The organism is Limnohabitans sp. DM1, from assembly GCF_001269385.1.
Classification (GTDB): Bacteria; Pseudomonadota; Gammaproteobacteria; order Burkholderiales; family Burkholderiaceae_C; genus Limnohabitans_A.
This window is the reverse complement of the sequence record NZ_CXOO01000022.1, coordinates 185,637-202,773: the sequence shown is the minus strand read 5'-3', so window position 1 is coordinate 202,773 and position 17,137 is coordinate 185,637. Positions and strand designations below refer to the sequence as shown.

At 57.8% G+C, this 17,137-nt stretch carries 15 protein-coding genes; 5 read left to right on the top strand and 10 right to left on the bottom strand.

Annotated elements, in window-relative coordinates:
• Positions 1 to 5 precede the first annotated feature (5 nt).
• Complete coding sequence (locus AMM33_RS08675) at positions 6 to 479, top strand: Fic family protein (protein WP_228768031.1); 474 nt, start codon at positions 6 to 8, stop codon at positions 477 to 479.
• A gap of 244 nt (positions 480 to 723) precedes the next feature.
• Here AMM33_RS08675 and rmuC read toward each other — a convergent pair whose 3' ends face one another.
• From rmuC to gatC, 5 genes are all read right to left on the bottom strand, one after another.
• The gene (gene rmuC / locus AMM33_RS08670; protein ID WP_228768030.1) at positions 724 to 2,868 is read right to left on the bottom strand and encodes a DNA recombination protein RmuC; all 2,145 of its coding nucleotides are present in this window, start codon (positions 2,866 to 2,868) and stop codon (positions 724 to 726) included.
• A 131-nt stretch (positions 2,869 to 2,999) separates the two neighbouring features.
• Entirely contained in the window at positions 3,000 to 5,666 is a 2,667-nt protein-coding gene (locus tag AMM33_RS08665; RefSeq protein ID WP_090140568.1) for an ATP-binding domain-containing protein, read from the bottom strand.
• 221 nt (positions 5,667 to 5,887) lie between these two features.
• Positions 5,888 to 7,342, bottom strand: coding sequence for an Asp-tRNA(Asn)/Glu-tRNA(Gln) amidotransferase subunit GatB (gatB, locus tag AMM33_RS08660; protein WP_090140386.1), 1,455 nt, complete (start codon positions 7,340 to 7,342; stop codon positions 5,888 to 5,890).
• Positions 7,339 to 8,808, bottom strand: a complete 1,470-nt coding sequence (gatA, locus tag AMM33_RS08655; RefSeq protein ID WP_090140385.1) for an Asp-tRNA(Asn)/Glu-tRNA(Gln) amidotransferase subunit GatA — start codon at positions 8,806 to 8,808, stop codon at positions 7,339 to 7,341. The genes gatB and gatA overlap by 4 nt, the downstream gene beginning before the upstream one ends.
• 3 nt (positions 8,809 to 8,811) lie before the next feature.
• Entirely contained in the window at positions 8,812 to 9,111 is a 300-nt protein-coding gene (gene gatC, locus AMM33_RS08650; RefSeq protein ID WP_090140383.1) for an Asp-tRNA(Asn)/Glu-tRNA(Gln) amidotransferase subunit GatC, read from the bottom strand.
• 210 nt (positions 9,112 to 9,321) lie between these two features.
• On the opposite strand from gatC, the gene AMM33_RS08645 reads away from it, so the two are divergent.
• The 4 genes from AMM33_RS08645 to mrdA all read left to right on the top strand — a co-directional run bounded on the left by AMM33_RS08645 (position 9,322) and on the right by mrdA (position 13,897).
• On the top strand, positions 9,322 to 10,365 hold the full coding sequence (locus AMM33_RS08645) for a rod shape-determining protein (RefSeq protein ID WP_053172628.1): 1,044 nt from the start codon (positions 9,322 to 9,324) through the stop codon (positions 10,363 to 10,365).
• A gap of 78 nt (positions 10,366 to 10,443) precedes the next feature.
• On the top strand, positions 10,444 to 11,400 hold the full coding sequence (gene mreC / locus AMM33_RS08640; RefSeq protein WP_090140381.1) for a rod shape-determining protein MreC: 957 nt from the start codon (positions 10,444 to 10,446) through the stop codon (positions 11,398 to 11,400).
• Positions 11,397 to 11,918: a rod shape-determining protein MreD gene (mreD, locus tag AMM33_RS08635; RefSeq protein WP_090140379.1), complete on the top strand. Its 522-nt coding sequence runs from the start codon at positions 11,397 to 11,399 to the stop codon at positions 11,916 to 11,918. Before mreC ends, mreD begins: the two co-directional genes overlap by 4 nt.
• A gap of 2 nt (positions 11,919 to 11,920) precedes the next feature.
• A complete protein-coding gene (gene mrdA / locus AMM33_RS08630) occupies positions 11,921 to 13,897 on the top strand; it encodes a penicillin-binding protein 2 (RefSeq protein WP_090140377.1) in 1,977 nt (658 codons plus the stop codon).
• Positions 13,898 to 13,994: 97 nt separating this feature from the next.
• Here the strand turns inward: mrdA and AMM33_RS08625 are convergent, their stop codons facing one another.
• The 5 genes from AMM33_RS08625 to AMM33_RS08605 all read right to left on the bottom strand — a co-directional run bounded on the left by AMM33_RS08625 (position 13,995) and on the right by AMM33_RS08605 (position 16,836).
• A complete protein-coding gene (locus tag AMM33_RS08625; RefSeq protein ID WP_090140566.1) occupies positions 13,995 to 14,594 on the bottom strand; it encodes a MarC family protein in 600 nt (199 codons plus the stop codon).
• A gap of 6 nt (positions 14,595 to 14,600) precedes the next feature.
• On the bottom strand, positions 14,601 to 15,014 hold the full coding sequence (locus tag AMM33_RS08620; RefSeq protein WP_090140376.1) for a VOC family protein: 414 nt from the start codon (positions 15,012 to 15,014) through the stop codon (positions 14,601 to 14,603).
• 210 nt (positions 15,015 to 15,224) lie between these two features.
• Positions 15,225 to 15,599, bottom strand: coding sequence for a hypothetical protein (locus tag AMM33_RS08615; RefSeq protein WP_090140374.1), 375 nt, complete (start codon positions 15,597 to 15,599; stop codon positions 15,225 to 15,227).
• A complete protein-coding gene (locus tag AMM33_RS08610; RefSeq protein ID WP_090140563.1) occupies positions 15,596 to 15,970 on the bottom strand; it encodes a TraR/DksA family transcriptional regulator in 375 nt (124 codons plus the stop codon). Before AMM33_RS08610 ends, AMM33_RS08615 begins: the two co-directional genes overlap by 4 nt.
• Positions 15,971 to 16,188: 218 nt before the next feature.
• A complete protein-coding gene (locus AMM33_RS08605) occupies positions 16,189 to 16,836 on the bottom strand; it encodes a glutathione S-transferase (protein ID WP_090140373.1) in 648 nt (215 codons plus the stop codon).
• Positions 16,837 to 17,137: the final 301 nt, after the last annotated feature.

Here is a 17,137-nt window from a genome sequence, read left to right as displayed (position 1 = left end):
TTGACTTGACGAGGGACCAAGCCGGACTTTACTCAGATATTCAGGGCACACATGAGCAGGCCCACAAGGATGTGACGCCTTGGGTGCAGTGGTTCGTGGACTGTGTGCACAAAGCAGCCGATGCCACTTGGGACCACATGCAAGCGGCCATGCGCAAAACCCGCTTCTGGTCAGAACTCCGCGAGCAACACCCGCAGCTCACGCCCACGCAAACCAAGGCGATCAACAAACTTTTTGACGTGGCGCCTGAAGGCTTTGCCAACGGCATCAGCACAGAGAAATACGTGAACCTGTGCCGCGTGTCACGCGCCGCGGCATACCGCGAACTCACGGCGCTGTGCGAGATGGGGGTGTTGGTACAGACGGGGGTGGGGCGGGGGACGCGGTACAAGCTAGAGAATTTGTTGTCCGGCATCACAAACGACAACGCGCACGACGAAGTGGACTTCGGTGGACCGCTTGGTCGGGAAGTGCTTTGATCTTTCAGCGCGCCGAACTATAGAGCCGCTTCACAGATCAAACACCGCAATTCCTGGCGCAGCACCCCAGTGCAGGAGCTGAACCGATGTGCCTAAGCCCTTGGGTACATACAAGCGACAACCCGGTACATCGTACAACCCTGCCAAGAAGCGTCCGCTGCCTGAGGGTCTGAAAGGTGCCCTATCGCTCACGGTTATCTGTCCGCTATAGGTGTGTCCCGACATACACAAGTCCAGACAGATGTCAATTCAAGGCTTGTTCATCAGAATTTGTAACCTCTTGACTAAGCTCGATACCTTCCGCGATTGCCGCCAGTTCCTCAACAGAGGTTAATTCACCCCGAGCTATTTCAACCAGTTCAGATGGCAGTTTTTTTGTAGCCTTGACACCAAGCTCCCGAAGCATCTCAGCTTGGCGTATCACGTTACCTTTGCCTGTCGTCAGGCGTTTGTGGGCATCATCGTACGACTCTCTCGCTTGTTTCAGACGGGTTCCTACCTGTTCAAGATCTTTCACGAAGTCAACCAACCTGTCGTAGAGCTCCGCCCCACGTTTGGCGATATCTTGCGCATTGCGGCTCTGCTGCTCTTGTCGCCACAGATGTGCCACGGTTCGAACGACAAAGAGCAGTGTGGATGGGCTGACTAAAAGAACATTTCGGTCCCAAGCTTCCATGAATAGACGCTCATCATTCGAGATGGACAACATAAAAGCGGGTTCGATGGGAACAAACATGAGCACAAAGTCCAAGCCATTCCTATAGAGCTTCTCGTAGCTTTTAGCTGAAAGACCAAGGACGTGTTTCCGAACTGAATCCAAGTGCCTTCGTACCGCTTGCACTCGCTCGTCCTCTGAATTTGCGACGGTGTATTCTTCATAGGCATTGAGGCTGACTTTGGAGTCCACTACCAGCTTGCGCTGCTCAGGTAGCATGATGACCACATCTGGTTGTGCTCGACTACCATCTTCTCGTGTTTGGCTGTCTTGGACGATGTACTCCATGCCCTTGCGTAAACCAGAAGCCTCTAACACCCGCTCAAGAACGAGTTCGCCCCAGTTGCCTTGGGTCTTAGTGTTCCCCTTCAGAGCATTCGTCAGGTTTTTGGCTTCCTGGCTGAGCGCTTGGTTCAGAGAGGCTAGCTGACGTACTTGCTCTGCCATAGCGGACCGGTCCTTACTCTCCTGTACATAGACCTCTTCGACCTTGCCCTTGAATTCGTGGATCTGTTGGCGTAGGGGATCGAGCAGTTGCCCGAGATTAGTTTGATTCTGTTCAGAGAATTTCTTGGATTTTTCCTCCAAGATGTCATTCGCTACGTTCTTGAACTGCTCAGATAGCGTGTTCTTGGCATCTTCAAGTAGTGTCAATTTTTCTTGTGAAGACTTTAGCTCAGCCTGCAGTTGCGTGCTCAGTTGTGAGACCTCTGCTGTCAGTCGAGTCACGTTCGATTCCGCATCCGAGCGAGCAAGCTTGGCCTGTCGCAATTCATCTTCCAGTGCTGGTATGCGCAAGGACTGTTCTTCCAATGCGGCGCGGCGCTCGTTGGACAATGCTTGGACTGCCTGGACATCTCTGAGGCGTTGTTCGGAATTGAACAATTCTTCTTCCAACGGCTTGATCCGGGAGGCTTGCTCTTCCAGGGTTGCCTTCTGACCGATCAGGCCCTTAACATCCATGACGGCCTGAGCCAGTTGGCTACGCAATTGAATGAGGTCGTTTTCTAGGCTGATCGCCTTCTCAGAATTTGATTGTGCAAGGGAGCCCTTCTCCGAAGCTTCAGCAGAAACGCTCCGAAGTTCTTCAGTCTTGCTTTGTAACTGCAGGCGGACATTCGCTAGTTCATCTTCTAACGGCTTGACCCTGGATGCCTGCTCTTCCAGAGTGGCCTTGATGCCAGTCAGTGTATTTACATCCGAAGTCACCAGCCTGAACTGAGACATAGTCTCGTTCAAACTCTTTTCCAAGGCATCTGCTCGCTGTGAGTTTGAATGTGCCAGGCTTGCTTTCTCCGATGCCTCGGCGGTGATCTGGCGCAATTCCTCAGACTGACGGCGCAACTGTTCAGAAGAAGAACTTAGGCTGTTTTCCAAGTTCTCAACTCTTGCTACTCGCTCTGACAGCCTTGAAACATCGTCTCTCGCTTGGTCGAGTTCCTCACGACGACGATCGAGCTGTGCGTTCAGTTCACTAAGAGATGAAGCACTCTTCTGAAGAGATGATTCCAGTGTGTTGGAGCGCTCACGCAGTTGAGAAAGTTCGTATTGGGACTCAGACTGGGCTTTGATCACTGCGGTCTCAACGGCCGAGACACGCTGGCCTTTGAGCGCTAACCAAGTGATAACTGCACCAAAAACCAGGCCAAGAAAAACAGCCATTAGAAATTGCATCGCTTGTGAATCCATTGAGTCTTGCCCCCGTAAGTTAGCCGCATTGCCATGAAGCATTTCTAGGATTACATAAAAATTTAGAGCTCCACGGCAATGATTGTAGGTATATTAATTGGGTTCTTTAGTATTATTTATTTGTTGATATCCCAATAGGCGGTGAAGTGATGTCGCACGGGGGCAAGTTGTACGGGTAATTCTCCTACGCAGGTTAGGCCCAAGTAGGCCGCAGCGCGTGTGGTGCCGACATATATGTACTTGCCGAATAGTTCTGGCTGAAGTTCAGCTAAGCGGTCAACGCCAACGAAGAAAACAGCCTCGAACTCCAGACCCTTGATGTGCTGGATGTCGAACACCCGCACGCTGCTCTCTTGACCTACCACCTGCCCTTCGTGACACGCCATCACAGGAATGTTGTGCTCGCTCAGCAAACCCTCGAGGGCTTTTGCTATTGGCGCTACCTCATCTTCGCTGTTGACGAAAACGGCAATTGATGGAAGCTGCTGCACAACAATCCGCTCAATGTCGACGATGCGGTCTGCAAGCCATTGAACGGTCTGCGATGTGGAGCTGTTTTCTATCAGCACAGGAGAAGTCACTTCGTTATTCACTTCTGCAGGCAGGCTGACGTTTGACTCAGAACCACCAACGGCCAGGATCATTTCTTTCGCCAAGTCATTGAGTTGCCTGGACTGGCGATAGGCAACAGTGATCTCGCGGATATCCAGGTTGGGCAAGCTCCAAGAAAGCACTTCGGGACTGCGAACACCCCATGTGGTCAGTCGCTGGTTGAAGTCACCGCAAGCGAAAACTGATCTTGTCCGCGGATGAGCCAACGCGTTCATGCATGCAAGCTGGAGTGGGGAAAAGTCGGTGGCCTCGTCCACCAGAATCTGGTGTCGGTGGCAACTCATGATGTTCTGCAACGGTGCCCATTGCGGACTACCAATAGCGCGTTGGATATTCGGACGGCCGATCAACTGATTGCCAGCTTTAAGGGTGGCCAGAAGGATCACATCCAGCTCCAACGGGTGAACCTCACGCTGATCTAATGTCCCAGACTGATACCAAGTACCCGTACTCTGCCGCTCGCGGCGAAACGCGCGATAGCGTTTGCCCACACCATTGATGTACCCTCTGACGGGCGTCACAAAGCGACGAGCTGCGGACTGAAGAATCAGCTTATTCCCGATGTCGATGAGGTCACTTTGGGCGAGTACGCGATTACCCAGCCACTCAAGGATCTTGCCGCTGCGACTGGCCTTGTTCACCGCACGCTTGGTGACAGCACCACGCGCCAAAATCCTGAGTGATTGGAAATACTCGTTGGTCGCGGCCTGCACCCCCACTTTCGGCCCCTGCGCGTCTTCATCGTCGTCCAGCTCTGCTTCATCAGCTTCGTCGGTATCAGCTTGCTGCAAAGTCTCCAAGAACGAGGCGAACTCAGCCACGAAGTTGCGATTCGTCTGTAGTTGTGCAATCAACGCAGCTTCGAGTCGTTTGCCTATCTCCTCCCTGAATTGCGCAACAAAGGACTGAATCCGGGGTAAATCCCCTGCCAACTGGCTCAATGTTGACGGCCAACTTTGATGCTCGCCAAGCACCAAAGCTAACACCTTGCCTAACTCGCCAGCCTGCCTGTGTATCGATTGCTGGAGAATCTGGGCGGCAGCGGTCAGCTCCTGCAAGTAGATTTGACCCTGCCAAGAATCAAAGTCAGTGAACCACTCGACTTGGTTTCTTATCGTGGTATCTAGCAAGCTGTTAAGCCCGGTCTTCTGGATGAAGGTACCACCACCGGTCGCCGTCCTGAGGATGCCGAAAGTCTGTCTGCACAGATCTCTTCGATGGTCGTCCCAGGTCCGAAGGTTTTGATCGGAAGCTGGTACCAGCTCCCGGTTGAATGCTTCTTTCAGGTACTGCTTGAGCAGTTCAGTGGGCGTGAACATTAGCCAACTGCGCTCATGCGACAACCCTTGCGCAACAGCAACCTCCTGAACTACCCGTTGCTCGTCTTCATCGAGATATTGAATGTCCAACTTTTGACCGAGGCGCCGAATGAGAGTAGTGGTTTTCCCTGTGCCTGGTGGCCCCAGCAGAACGACTTGATGCGACAGCGATAGACGAAATACCTCGTCTTGAAACTTGTCCAGAATGGGCTGATCCCGCAAACCCATCCGAGTGATCACACTCCGGCGGATACCCTCCTCAACCGTCGCCTTCTTGGCCTCTTCGGCGAGGATTTCTTCCAATAGGTTGCGTGCGCTGTGTGTCGGGCGCTCCGCCTGCAACAGAGCCCGAAGTGACTCAATCGTGACGCTTGGCAGATCCTCGCGCTGCACAACCGAATAGGCGTCCCATTGCCCGTTGATTTCCTCAGGACGAAGACCAGTTTTGGAGACGACGATCCAGGCTTGACCATCGGGAGTGATGTACTCATCCCCGACTGGCATCGAGGCCAGACGACCCCACTTCGTGAGATAGCTGATGACCCCACGGTTGGCCATGCCCTGGTCGGCACGACAAAAGAACTTGGTGTGAAAGCCGCCACTTTCATCTTCAGCAACGACACGGGAGACAACTGGCTCCTTGCTCAACCGCTGGTAGGCCGAACGGTTTTCCTTATTGATTTTTGCAACATTGCGCTTTGCAGCGTCTGAAACAGAGCCAGGCACCAGTGTGTCAACACTGGGACCTGTTGGGTCCTGTAGCCATTCACGCGCCGCTGTGGCGACTTCTTGGAGCTTTCCTAGCACCTCTTCGGCAATAGGTGCCAGGGCGTTTTGATCGGCACTGTTCAAGCATTTCTCCTGCATAGGGTTCTGTTTTTTTATTGGAAAGCACAACAGTAAAAGCCCACGACTTCAAAGTCGTTACTGTCGGCGACTTTGACCTACATGGCGTGAGTAACGTCGGATGACAGTCAGCGGTGGCGTCGGTTCTGCGATGTTGCCCAACACGTCTGCCTCTGCAGTAGTTCGTAGCATCTGCACTCAGAGCAGTAGAATCTTGGATCAAATTATTACGCAAAAAGTGCTCTCTTTAGTAACTCGTTGACTTGGGCGGGATTGGCCTTGCCCTTGCTGGCTTTCATGATCGGGCCGACCAAGCCGTTCAGAGCCTTGGCGTTACCCGCCTTGAACTCTTCCACGTTCTTGGGGTTGGCGGCCAGCACCTCGTCGATGATTTTTTCCAGCTCGCCGGTGTCGTTCATCTGTTTGAGGCCTTTGGCTTCGATGATGGCGTCGACTTCGCCTTCACCGTTCCACAAACCTTCAAACACCTGACGCGCCGCGTTGTTGCTGATGGTGTTGTCGCTGATGCGGCCGATCAGAGCGGCCAGTTGGGCCGCGCTCACCGGGGCTTGTTCGATCGCCATCTCGCTGGCGTTCAGGCGGCGTGAGACTTCGCCCATGATCCAGTTGCTGGCCAGTTTGGCTTGGCCGCAGGCTTTGGCGGTGGCTTCAAAGTAGGCGGCGACCGCCTTGCTTTGCGTCAGCTGCGTGGCGTCGTATTCGGGTAGGGCGTAGTCTTGGACGAAGCGCTCGGCCATCACGCGCGGCAGCTCGGCCATTTCGCCTTTGACGCGCTCGACCCAGTCGCGGCCGATCACCAGTGGTGGCAGGTCCGGGTCAGGAAAGTAGCGGTAGTCGGCGGCGTCTTCTTTGGTGCGCATGGCGCGGGTCTCGCCCGTGTCGGGGTCGAAGAGCACGGTGGCTTGTTGGATGGTGTGGCCGTCTTCGATTTGGTCGATTTGCCAACGCACTTCGTAGTCGATGGCTTGCTGCATGAACTTGAAGCTGTTCAGGTTCTTGATCTCGCGGCGTGTGCCCAGCGAGCCACCGGGTTTGCGGACCGACACGTTGGCATCACACCGGAACGAGCCTTCTTGCATGTTGCCGTCGCAGATGCCAATCCAGGTCACGATTTTGTGCAGTTCTTTGGCGTAGGCCACGGCCTCTTCGCTGCTGCGCATGTCGGGCTGGGTCACGATTTCCAGCAAAGGGGTGCCTGCGCGGTTCAGGTCAATGCCGCTTTGACCAATGAAGTCTTCGTGCAGCGACTTGCCCGCGTCTTCTTCGAGGTGGGCACGCTCCAGGCGCACGGTTTTGCGCACGGTCTCTTTGCCCACTTCCAAGAAGAACGACACCTCGCCGCCTTGCACTACGGGGATCTCAAACTGGCTGATCTGGTAGCCCTTGGGCAGGTCGGGGTAGAAGTAGTTTTTGCGCGCAAAGATGCTGCGCTCGGCGATGTGCGCGTTGATGGCCAGACCAAATTCAATGGCGCGTTCCACAGCACCGATGTTCATCACGGGCAGCGTGCCGGGCAGGGCCATGTCCACCGCGCAGGCTTGTGTGTTGGCTTCGGCACCAAAGGCCGTGGGGGCACGGCTGAAGATCTTGCTGTTTGTCGAAAGTTGGGCGTGTGTTTCGAAGCCGATGACGACTTCGTAGCCTTGGACGAGTTTGCTCATGGTGTATAGACTCCTGCCGGTTTTTGCAGGTGGAAATCGGTGGCTTGTTGCAGGCGGTGTGCGGCGTTCAGCAACTGGGCTTCCTTGAAGTAGTTGCCGATCAGCTGCAAGCCCACGGGCATGCCGCCCGCGCCAAAGCCTGCGGGCACGCTCATGCCGGGCAAACCGGCCAGCGAGGCAGGCAGGGTGAAGATGTCGGCCAAATAGTCGGCTACCGGGTCGTTGGCATTTTCACCAAACTTCCAGGCCACAGATGGGGCCACGGGGCCTGCGATCACGTCGCATTCTTTGAACGCATTTTGGAAATCGTCGGCGATCATGCGGCGGATTTTTTGCGCTTGCAGGTAATAGGCGTCGTAGTAGCCGTGGCTCAAAACATAAGCGCCCGTCATGATGCGGCGCTTGACCTCGTTGCCAAAGCCTTCGGCACGGGTCTTTTTGTACATGTCCACCAAGTCGGTGTAGTCCTTGGCGCGGTGGCCGAACTTCACACCGTCAAAGCGGCTGAGGTTGGAGCTGGCTTCGGCCGGGGCAATGATGTAGTACACGGGAATAGACAACTCGGTGCGCGGCAGGCTGATGGGCACCAGCTTGGCGCCGAGCTTTTCGTATTCGCGCAAAGCGCCGTCCACCGCAGCGCGCACATCGGCGTGCAGGCCTTCACCAAAGAACTCTTTGGGAATGCCAATGCGCAGGCCTTCGAGTGAGTTGTTGAGCGATGCCGAAAAGTCTTCGGTCGGCATGTCGAGCGAAGTCGAGTCACGGTCCAAATCCGCGCCGCACATGGCGCTCAGCAACAGCGCGCAGTCTTCGGCGCTGCGGGCCATGGGGCCCGCTTGGTCCAGGCTGGAGGCGTAGGCGATCATGCCGTAGCGCGATGCTCGGCCATAGGTGGGTTTGATGCCGGTGATGCCGCAAAAGCTGGCGGGCTGGCGGATCGAGCCTCCCGTGTCGGTGCCCGTCGCTGCAGGGGCCAAGCCTGCGGCCACAGCGGCGGCGCTGCCGCCAGAAGACCCGCCTGGCACGCGGGCTGTGTCCCAAGGGTTTTGCACCGGGCCATAGGCGGAGTTTTCGTTGGCCGAGCCCATGGCGAATTCGTCGCAGTTGAGCTTGCCCAAAGTGACCATGCCCGCCGTGCGCAGGCGCTGCACCACGGTGGCGTCAAAAGGCGAGCGGTAGCCGCTCAGGATTTTGGAGCCTGCTGTGGTCGCGAAGTCGCGGGTGACGAACACGTCTTTGTGCGCCACGGGCACGCCTTCGAGGGGGCCAGCTGTGCCGTTCGCCAGTTTGACGTCGGAGGCGCGGGCCTGGGCCAGCGTCACTTCGCTGTCGATGTCCAGAAAGGCGTTGTGCGGGTTGCCGCCCATGCGGGCCAGAAAACGCGTGGCCACTTCGACGGCGCTGACCTCTTTGGTTTGCAAAAGGCTGGCCAGCGCTTTCACGCTGAGGTTGTGCAGATCACTCATGGCTTACTCGATGACTTTGGGGACCAGGAACAGGCCGCGCTCAACGGCGGGGGCGCTTTGCTGGTTGAGATCGCGTTGGTTGGGCTCGCTCGCCACATCGGGGCGCAGGCGCAGCGTGATGTCCTGGATGGCGGCCACGGGGTGGGCCATGGGGGTGATGCCGGTGGTGTCCACCGCCTGCATGGCTTGCACGATGCCAAAAAAGCCGTTGATCTGAGTGAGCATGCGCTCGCTTTCTTCGGGCTTGAGTTCCAGCCGGGCGAGGTTCGCGATCCGGGCAATATCCTGCGGGGTCAGGGACATGGTTTGAAAGAAGTTGTAAAGGTCTGTTTTTCCAAGCCAGGCGATGCGTACACACACGCCCTTGGCCGGGGGATCGGGTATTATCCTGTGTTTGCTGCAGTGTCAAGAACCGTCTTTGCACAAGACCGCATGACACCCCAGATTTGATTGTTGCGCCCGTCCATTCCAGGCTTTTTTCGTGGATCGGTCGCGGCCCCTAAGGATTCCAGAATGTTTTCTTCATTCCGTCGTTATTTTTCCAGTGACCTGGCCATTGACCTGGGCACTGCCAACACCCTGATTTTTGTACGTGACAAGGGCATCGTGTTGGACGAGCCCTCGGTGGTCGCTATCCGCCACGAAGGCGGCCCCCAAGGCAAAAAGACTTTGCAGGCCGTGGGCCACGAAGCCAAGGCCATGCTGGGCAAGGTGCCCGGCAACATCGAAGCCATTCGCCCCATGAAAGACGGCGTGATCGCCGACTTCACCGTCACCGAGCAGATGCTCAAGCAGTTCATCCGCATGGTGCACCCCCGCAGCACCTTCCGCCCCAGCCCCCGCATCATCATTTGCGTGCCTTGTGGCTCCACCCAAGTCGAGCGCCGGGCGATTCGTGAATCGGCTTTGGGCGCAGGCGCTTCTGAGGTGTACCTGATCGAAGAACCCATGGCCGCAGCCATCGGCGCGGGCCTGCCTGTGTCGGAAGCTTCGGGCTCCATGGTGGTTGACATTGGCGGTGGTACCACCGAAGTGGGCGTGATCTCGCTGGGCGGCATGGTTTACAAAGGCAGCGTGCGCGTGGGCGGTGACAAGTTCGACGAAGCCATCATCAGCTACATCCGCCGCAACTACGGCATGCTGATCGGTGAACCCACCGCAGAAGCCATCAAGAAAAACATCGGTTCGGCCTTCCCGGGCAGCGAAGTCAAGGAAATGGAAGTCAAGGGCCGCAACCTGTCCGAAGGCGTGCCCCGCAGCTTCACCATCAGCTCCAACGAAATCCTGGAAGCCCTGACCGATCCGCTCAACCAGATCGTCTCGGCCGTCAAGACCGCGCTGGAGCAAACACCCCCCGAGTTGGGCGCCGACATTGCCGAGCGCGGCATGATGCTCACCGGTGGTGGCGCCTTGTTGCGCGATCTTGACCGATTGCTGGCCGAAGAAACAGGTCTGCCGGTGCTGGTGGCCGAAGACCCGCTGACCTGCGTGGCACGCGGTTGCGGCATGGCGCTGGAGCGCATGGACCAACTGGGCAGCATCTTCACCAGCGAGTAAGCCGTTCGCTTTGGGGGCTGCAGACCTGTGTGCCTGGTGCCTTTTTCCCCTCTCACCTGAAAACGGCTCTACCCAATCATGGCCTTGGATACCATCGACCGCAGTGTTCCGCCGATTTTTCGGCAGGGATTGTCTGCAACATCCAAGCTGGTCATGCTCGGACTGTTGTCCATCTTGCTGATGGCGGCAGACCACCGTTTCAAAATCTCTCAGCCCATTCGCTCGGGCATTTCATTGGTGTTGGCGCCGCTGGAATGGTTGTCTTTGCAACCGGGGCGCACCTTCCAGGCGGTGACTCAATATTTTGGGGATCTGAACCAAGCGCAAGACGCGGCGCAGGTGTTTCAAAGCCGCGCCATCGCCCAGGCCCAGCGTCTGCAACAAGTGGAGCAGCTGACCCAGGAGAATGCCCAGTTGCGGCAATTGCTCGATCTGCGCGCCGAAGTGGCGGGTCCTTCCAAGGCCGTTCAAGTGCTGTACGACACAGCAGACCCCTACACCGACCGCGTGGTGGTGGACCGCGGGCAGTTGGCAGGCATCCTGGCGGGTTCTGCCGTCATCAATGCAGCAGGCGTGGTCGGGCAGGTCACGCGTGTCTACCCCTTGGTCAGCGAGGTCACCTTGCTGACTGACCGCGAGCAGACCATCCCCGTCATGAACGCCCGCACCGGCAGCCGCCATGTGGCCTATGGGGGCTCTACGGTGGCCGGTTCCCTGGATCTCAAATTTGTACCGGCGGGCACCGACATGCAGCAAGGGGACTTGCTCACCACCAGCGGCATTGACGGGGTTTACCCGCCGGGCCTGCATGTGGGGCGCATCAGCCGCATTGATCGCCGAGTGGACTCTTCGTTTGCCCGCGTGCAGGCCACACCTGTGTCTGTGCAGCGCGGCCGTCATTTGCTGGTGCTCATGCCCGTCAAGGACTGGCCCGCCAAGCCCGAGCCGCTGGCCGAGACTCAGCGTGCAACTGGCACCAAAGGCAAGGCCAAGTCGCCCGCTGCAGCCGCATCAAGCCCGGGAGCCACGCCATGATCATGCCCGCAGGCCGTCAGTTGCTGCTGCCGGCCAATCCCCGTTTCATCGCTTTCACGCTGGTACTGGCCCTGCTGCTGAACATGCTGCTGGGCTTGAGCGGTTATCGCTGGTTGCCCGATGTGTTGGCCATTGTGTTGGTGTTCTGGAATGTGCACCAGCCCAGGCGTGTGGGCCTGGGCCTGGCTTTCTTGCTGGGGCTGGCGCTCGATGTGCACGAGTCGGCCCTGCTGGGGCAAAACGCCTTGTCCTATGTGGTACTGAGCAGCATGGCCATGGCTATTCAGCGGCGCCTGCTGTGGTTTTCGCTGCGTGAGCAAGCGGTGCAAATCGTGCCCTTGTTCGTGATTGCCGCTTTGGTCGAATGGATCACTCGCCTGGTGGTGCAAGATGCCTGGCCGCATTGGAGCCAATTGTTTATGCCCCTGATGCAGGCGGCGCTGTGGCCCCTGGTGGGCACCTTGCTGCTGGCGCCACAAAAGCGCGCCTTTGCGCCTGACAACATCCGGCCTCTTTGACCATGTCGCTGAGCCTGCCTTCGCTTGCCGAACTGCGCGACACCCAAGCGGAAATCCAGCGATTTCGCCAGCGTGTGGTGGTCACCCAGTTGTTCGTTTTGCTGTGTTTTGTTTTGCTGCTCGTCAGGCTGTCGTATCTGCAAATCGTGCGGCATGACGACCTGATGGAGCAAGCCGAAAACAACCGCACATCGGTGGTGCCCACGGTGCCGCCACGGGGCACCATTCTTGACCGCAACGGCGTGGTTTTGGCCAGCAATTATTCGGCCTACACGCTGGAGATCACACCCTCCAAAATCGCCGACCTTGAAGCCACCATCAATGAATTGAGCGAATTGGTGGACATTCAACCCAAAGATCGCCGCCGTTTCAAGCGAGTGCGTGAAGACTCCCGCAGCTTCGACTCCCTGCCGATTCGCACCCGCCTGACCGACGAAGAGGTGGCCCGCTTCAGCGCCCAGCGTTACCGCTTTCCGGGGGTCGAGATCAAAGCGCGCCTGTTCCGCCAATACCCTTTTGGCGAGCTGGCCAGTCATGTGATCGGTTACATCGGCCGCATCAACGCCCGCGAAAAAGAGCGCATTGAAGAAGACGACGATGCGGGCAATTACCGGGGTACTGAATACATTGGCAAGCTCGGTGTTGAGCAGCGTTACGAGCGTGAACTGCACGGCATCACCGGCGTGAACCAGGTCGAGACATCGGCCGGTGGCCGGGCTACTCGCAGCTTGTCCAGCCGCCCGGCCACGCCCGGACAAAACGTGGTGCTGTCCATCGACATCCATTTGCAAAAAATGGTGGAAGACCTGTTTGGCACCCGGCGCGGCGCCTTGGTCGCCCTGGACCCCAACACCGGCGAAATCCTGGCCTTTGTCAGCAAACCCACCTTTGATCCCAACTTGTTTGTCGAAGGCATTGATGTCGAAAGCTGGCAGACGCTCAACGAATCACTCGATAAACCGCTGCTCAACCGGGCCTTGCGCGGCACCTACCCGCCAGGCTCCACCTACAAGCCTTTCATGGCTCTGGGTGCACTCAATACAGGCAAACGCAATGCCACCACGGTCATCAACGATGCGGGCTCATGGACCTTTGGCGGGCACACCTTCCGAAGCCATGGCGATGCGGGTCTGGGCGGGGTGGACATGGTGCGTGCCATCACCTTGTCGAGCAACGTCTATTTCTATTCGTTGGCCAACGACATGGGCGTGGACTCCATCCATGATTTCATGAAGCCCCTGGGCTTTGGACAGATCACCGGCATCGACTTGCCTGGCGAAGTGCGTGGCATCTTGCCCAGCACCGACTGGAAGCGCAATTACTACAAAAAGCCCGAACAACAAAAATGGTACGCCGGCGAAACCATCTCGCTGGGCATTGGGCAGGGCTACAACGCCTTCACCATGCTGCAACTGGCCTCGGCCACTGCCACCGTGGCCAGTGGCGGGCTCAAGTTCACGCCTCGGGTGGTCAGTGCCATTCAAGATGCACTCACACACGTTCAGTCATCGGTGACCGACACGGCGCCGGTCAATCTGGGCTACAACCCTGACCACATCGCTGTGGTGCGCAACGGCTTGGTGGGGGTGGTCACTTCAGGCACCTCTGCCCAAGTGTTTGCCGGTGCGCCCTATTTGAGTGCGGGTAAAACCGGCACGGCGCAGGCAGTCACCATTGGTCAAAAAGACAAATACAACGCCGCCAAACTGGCCGAGCACCAACGCGACCACGCGCTGTACATGGCGTATGCCCCGGCAGAATCACCCAAAATCGCTTTGGCCGTGGTGGTCGAAAACGCCGGTTTTGGCGCCGTGTCTGCTGCGCCCATTGCCAGGCGCGTGTTTGACTACTGGCTCGAAGGCATCTACCCCAGCGAAGACGACATCGCCACCACCCAAAAAGGCCAATCCAGCCGTCCCATCGGCACCCCACGCACCAAGCAGCAAGTGCCCCTTCTCAGCACCAAGATCGCCAACTGAGGCGGTCAACCCACAAATACACCGCCTCCCCGTAGGTCGGTACTCGAAGAGTCCGACGTTGCTGGCTTGGGCACATGCCCATGTCGGGGTAGAGGGATCAATGTGGCCAGGATTGGGCCAGGGATTTCAGGCCGCGGATCAGCATTTCCACCGAGATGGACACCAGGATCAGGCCCATCAGGCGTTCAAATGCGCTCACCACACGCAGGCCCACCAGACGCTGCAGACGCTCGGCCAGCAGCAAAACCGCGGCGCAAACGAGCATGGTCACGCACAGCGCCGCCACCCACTCCAGGCGACGCTCGGGCGCTTGACTCACCAGAAGCAGCACTGTGGCCATGGCCGAAGGCCCTGCCAGCGCTGGAATGGCCAAGGGCACGATCAGGGGTTCGGCCATTTGTTCTGGCACTTCTTGCACAGGTGGCGGAAAAATCATGCGCAGTGCAATCAGGAACAGCACGACCGCGCCGCCGATTTGCAAAGACACATCCGACAGGCTCATGGCCTGCAAAAACGATTGGCCGACGAACATGAAGGCCAGCAGCATGCCAAAAGCGATCAGCACCTCGCGCACGATCACGCGGGCGCGACGCTCGGGGGGCACGGCCTGCAATGCGTTCACAAAAATCGGGATGTTGCCCAGCGGATCAGTGATCAGCAGCAACAAGATGGTGGCAGAGGCAAAAGTGTGTTCCATGGCCAATCAGCTCGTGTAAACCGTGTCCAGGCTGCTAAAGCCTTTGACTTCGATCGGGTTGCCAAATGGGTCCATGAAGAACATGGTCCATTGCTCGCCGGGCTGCCCGGCAAAGCGCAGCTGCGGAGTAATCACAAAGGTCATGTGCGCTGCCTGCAAACGATTGGCCAGTGCCTGCCAATCGTCCTTTTGCAAGATCAGACCGAAATGCGGCATGGGCACCAAATGCTCGCCCACATGCCCGGTGAGACTGGTCTTGAAGGGTTCGCCCAGATGCAGGGAAATCTGGTGCGAAAAGAAATCAAAGTCCACCCAGGTGGCGGTCGAGCGCCCCTCCTGGCAACCGAGTACGCCGCCATAAAAGCGACGCGCCTCGTCGAGGTCGGTGACGTGAAAAGCAAAATGAAAAAGGCTGCGCATACGGCCAAGCATAGCAGCCTGATGGCCGTCAAAGTTCAGGGAGTGGTGGGTGCGGCGACCCTCTGGATTGCCACGCATCGCACTCAGTGAGGAACCAACCATGACGTCCATCTCCCATCATCTTGCTGCACCCTCTCGTCATTGCGGCCAACGCCCTCGTCATGACAGGTCAAGCTCTCGTCATCGCGAGCGAAGTGTGGCAATCCAGTGTCAAACCTGGCTGGGGGCGCTCGCCAAGGCATCAAACTTCTTGAAGTACTGGCGAGCCAGCGCCGCCAATTGCGCATCACTGGGGTGATCGGTGGTGATACTGTCCACGATGCGCCCACTGGTGCCCGGTTCATGGGCGCTGCACCAAGTGCGAAAGTCCTGGTGCGCCGAGCCTGGACCGGTCAGCAGCACTTCATGACTTCCCAGCAAGTCGGTGGCAATGCTTTGGTAAAACGCCACGGCGTCAACGCCTTTGCCCTGGTGCTTGTGGTGGCTGCGCGAGTGAATGCGCTGCGCCTGGACATGCTCACGGTCAAACATGACAACATGCGCCTCTTGGTGGTCCATCCAGACAATGGCGTGGAAAGTGCTCATGAGGTGCCTTTTAAATGGGTTTTTTCAAAAATGTTCTGGCAGGCCATGCAACGCAAGGCGGCTGGGTAGGCCGCCAGGCGTGCTTCGGGAATTTGCTCGCCGCAGTCTTTGCATTGACCGTAAAGGCCCGCATCCAGCCGCTCCAGCGCTTCTTCAAAAGCGCCCAGCTCCGCCGTTTCATGCTCGTTCATGGCGAATTCGTCATCGCGCTCGGAGATGGCTTGTGCACGGTTTTCAAAATCCCGAACATCGTGCTCGGCCGCCATGTCGACACGCGACACCAGGCCGCCGCGCTCTTGCGCCATGCGTTGAAGAAGGAGGGCGCGCTCACGCAAAAGGCGTTCGCGGTGGCGTGTGTCAGATGAGTTCATGCGCCTATCCTGAACCTCCTGGGCGCAAAAGATGTTGATGTGCATCAAGCAGCAGCAAGCAAGGCCTGGCAAGGCACTGGCCGCTTGATACACCTCAAATCACCAACGTCGTAGTCTTCGACCACCGACCTGCGGGGGCGCTTCTGTTTTTTTCAGGTCGGTACTCGCAGCGTCCGACGTCTGCCCGCTAATCGCCCACCCCAGTGGCCGGACGCATGTCAGGCTGACTTCATCCGCGTCAGCATCAACTCGGTGTTGGCTTTGCGGTCGGCGTTGACTTGCTGCATGGTGGGCCGCTCGTTCATGCGCTTGATGTAGTCGCGCACCGGCAGATCCGCCAGAAAGTCGCGGCCATACACCAGCTTGGTCGCGCCAGACACCAGCGGCAGATGGACCACTGCCGCGCAGTCTGCCAGGGTCAGCTGATCGCCCGCCACAAACGGTGAAAACTGGGCCAGCTTGGCAAAGGCGGCGATGTTCTTTTCCAGCTGGGCGCCTGTCTTTTCCAGGGTGCTTTCGCTGACCTTGCCGCCAAAAAACGCCTGGGGATACAGGTTGCGGGCCACCAACTCCAGATGCAGCTCCAGAAAAGTCACCAACTCACGCACTTTGGCGGCGGCAAACGGGTCAGCAGGCAGCAGCGGTTGCTGTGGGTGCTGCTGCTCGATGTATTCCATGATCACGCCCGATTCGCACAGCGAGCCACCGGGCGTCTTGATGTAAGGCACCTTGCCCAAGGGGCTGCTGTGCGCATCAGTCTGACCCACCCAGGCCAACTCTTCAGTGAAAGACACGCCTTTTTCGAGCAAGGCGAATTTGACTTTGTTGTAGTAGTTGCTGGCCGCAAAGCCGCAGAGTGTGAGCATGGGATGTCTCCTGATGGGTGAAAAGCAGAGGCTACCTGTTTCACCGGAAACGAGGCGTCACGCAGATGACGCGTGGGTTTGGGGTCAATCGCTTGTAGGACAAGCTTCCACAAAAAAACACATCTTGATTTGGAGGAGTCAGCCCTGCTGGCGATGGGGGCGCAGCAGGGAATCTGTTGCAGGGTATAGATTGGGCCCGATGAAGCCTGAGCCGTGTGTTGCCCGTTGGCAGGAGGCTGTGGGAGCTTGCCCTGCAAGCGAAAAACCTGTGGTCCACAAGCGCCTGATCGCCAACAGGGCT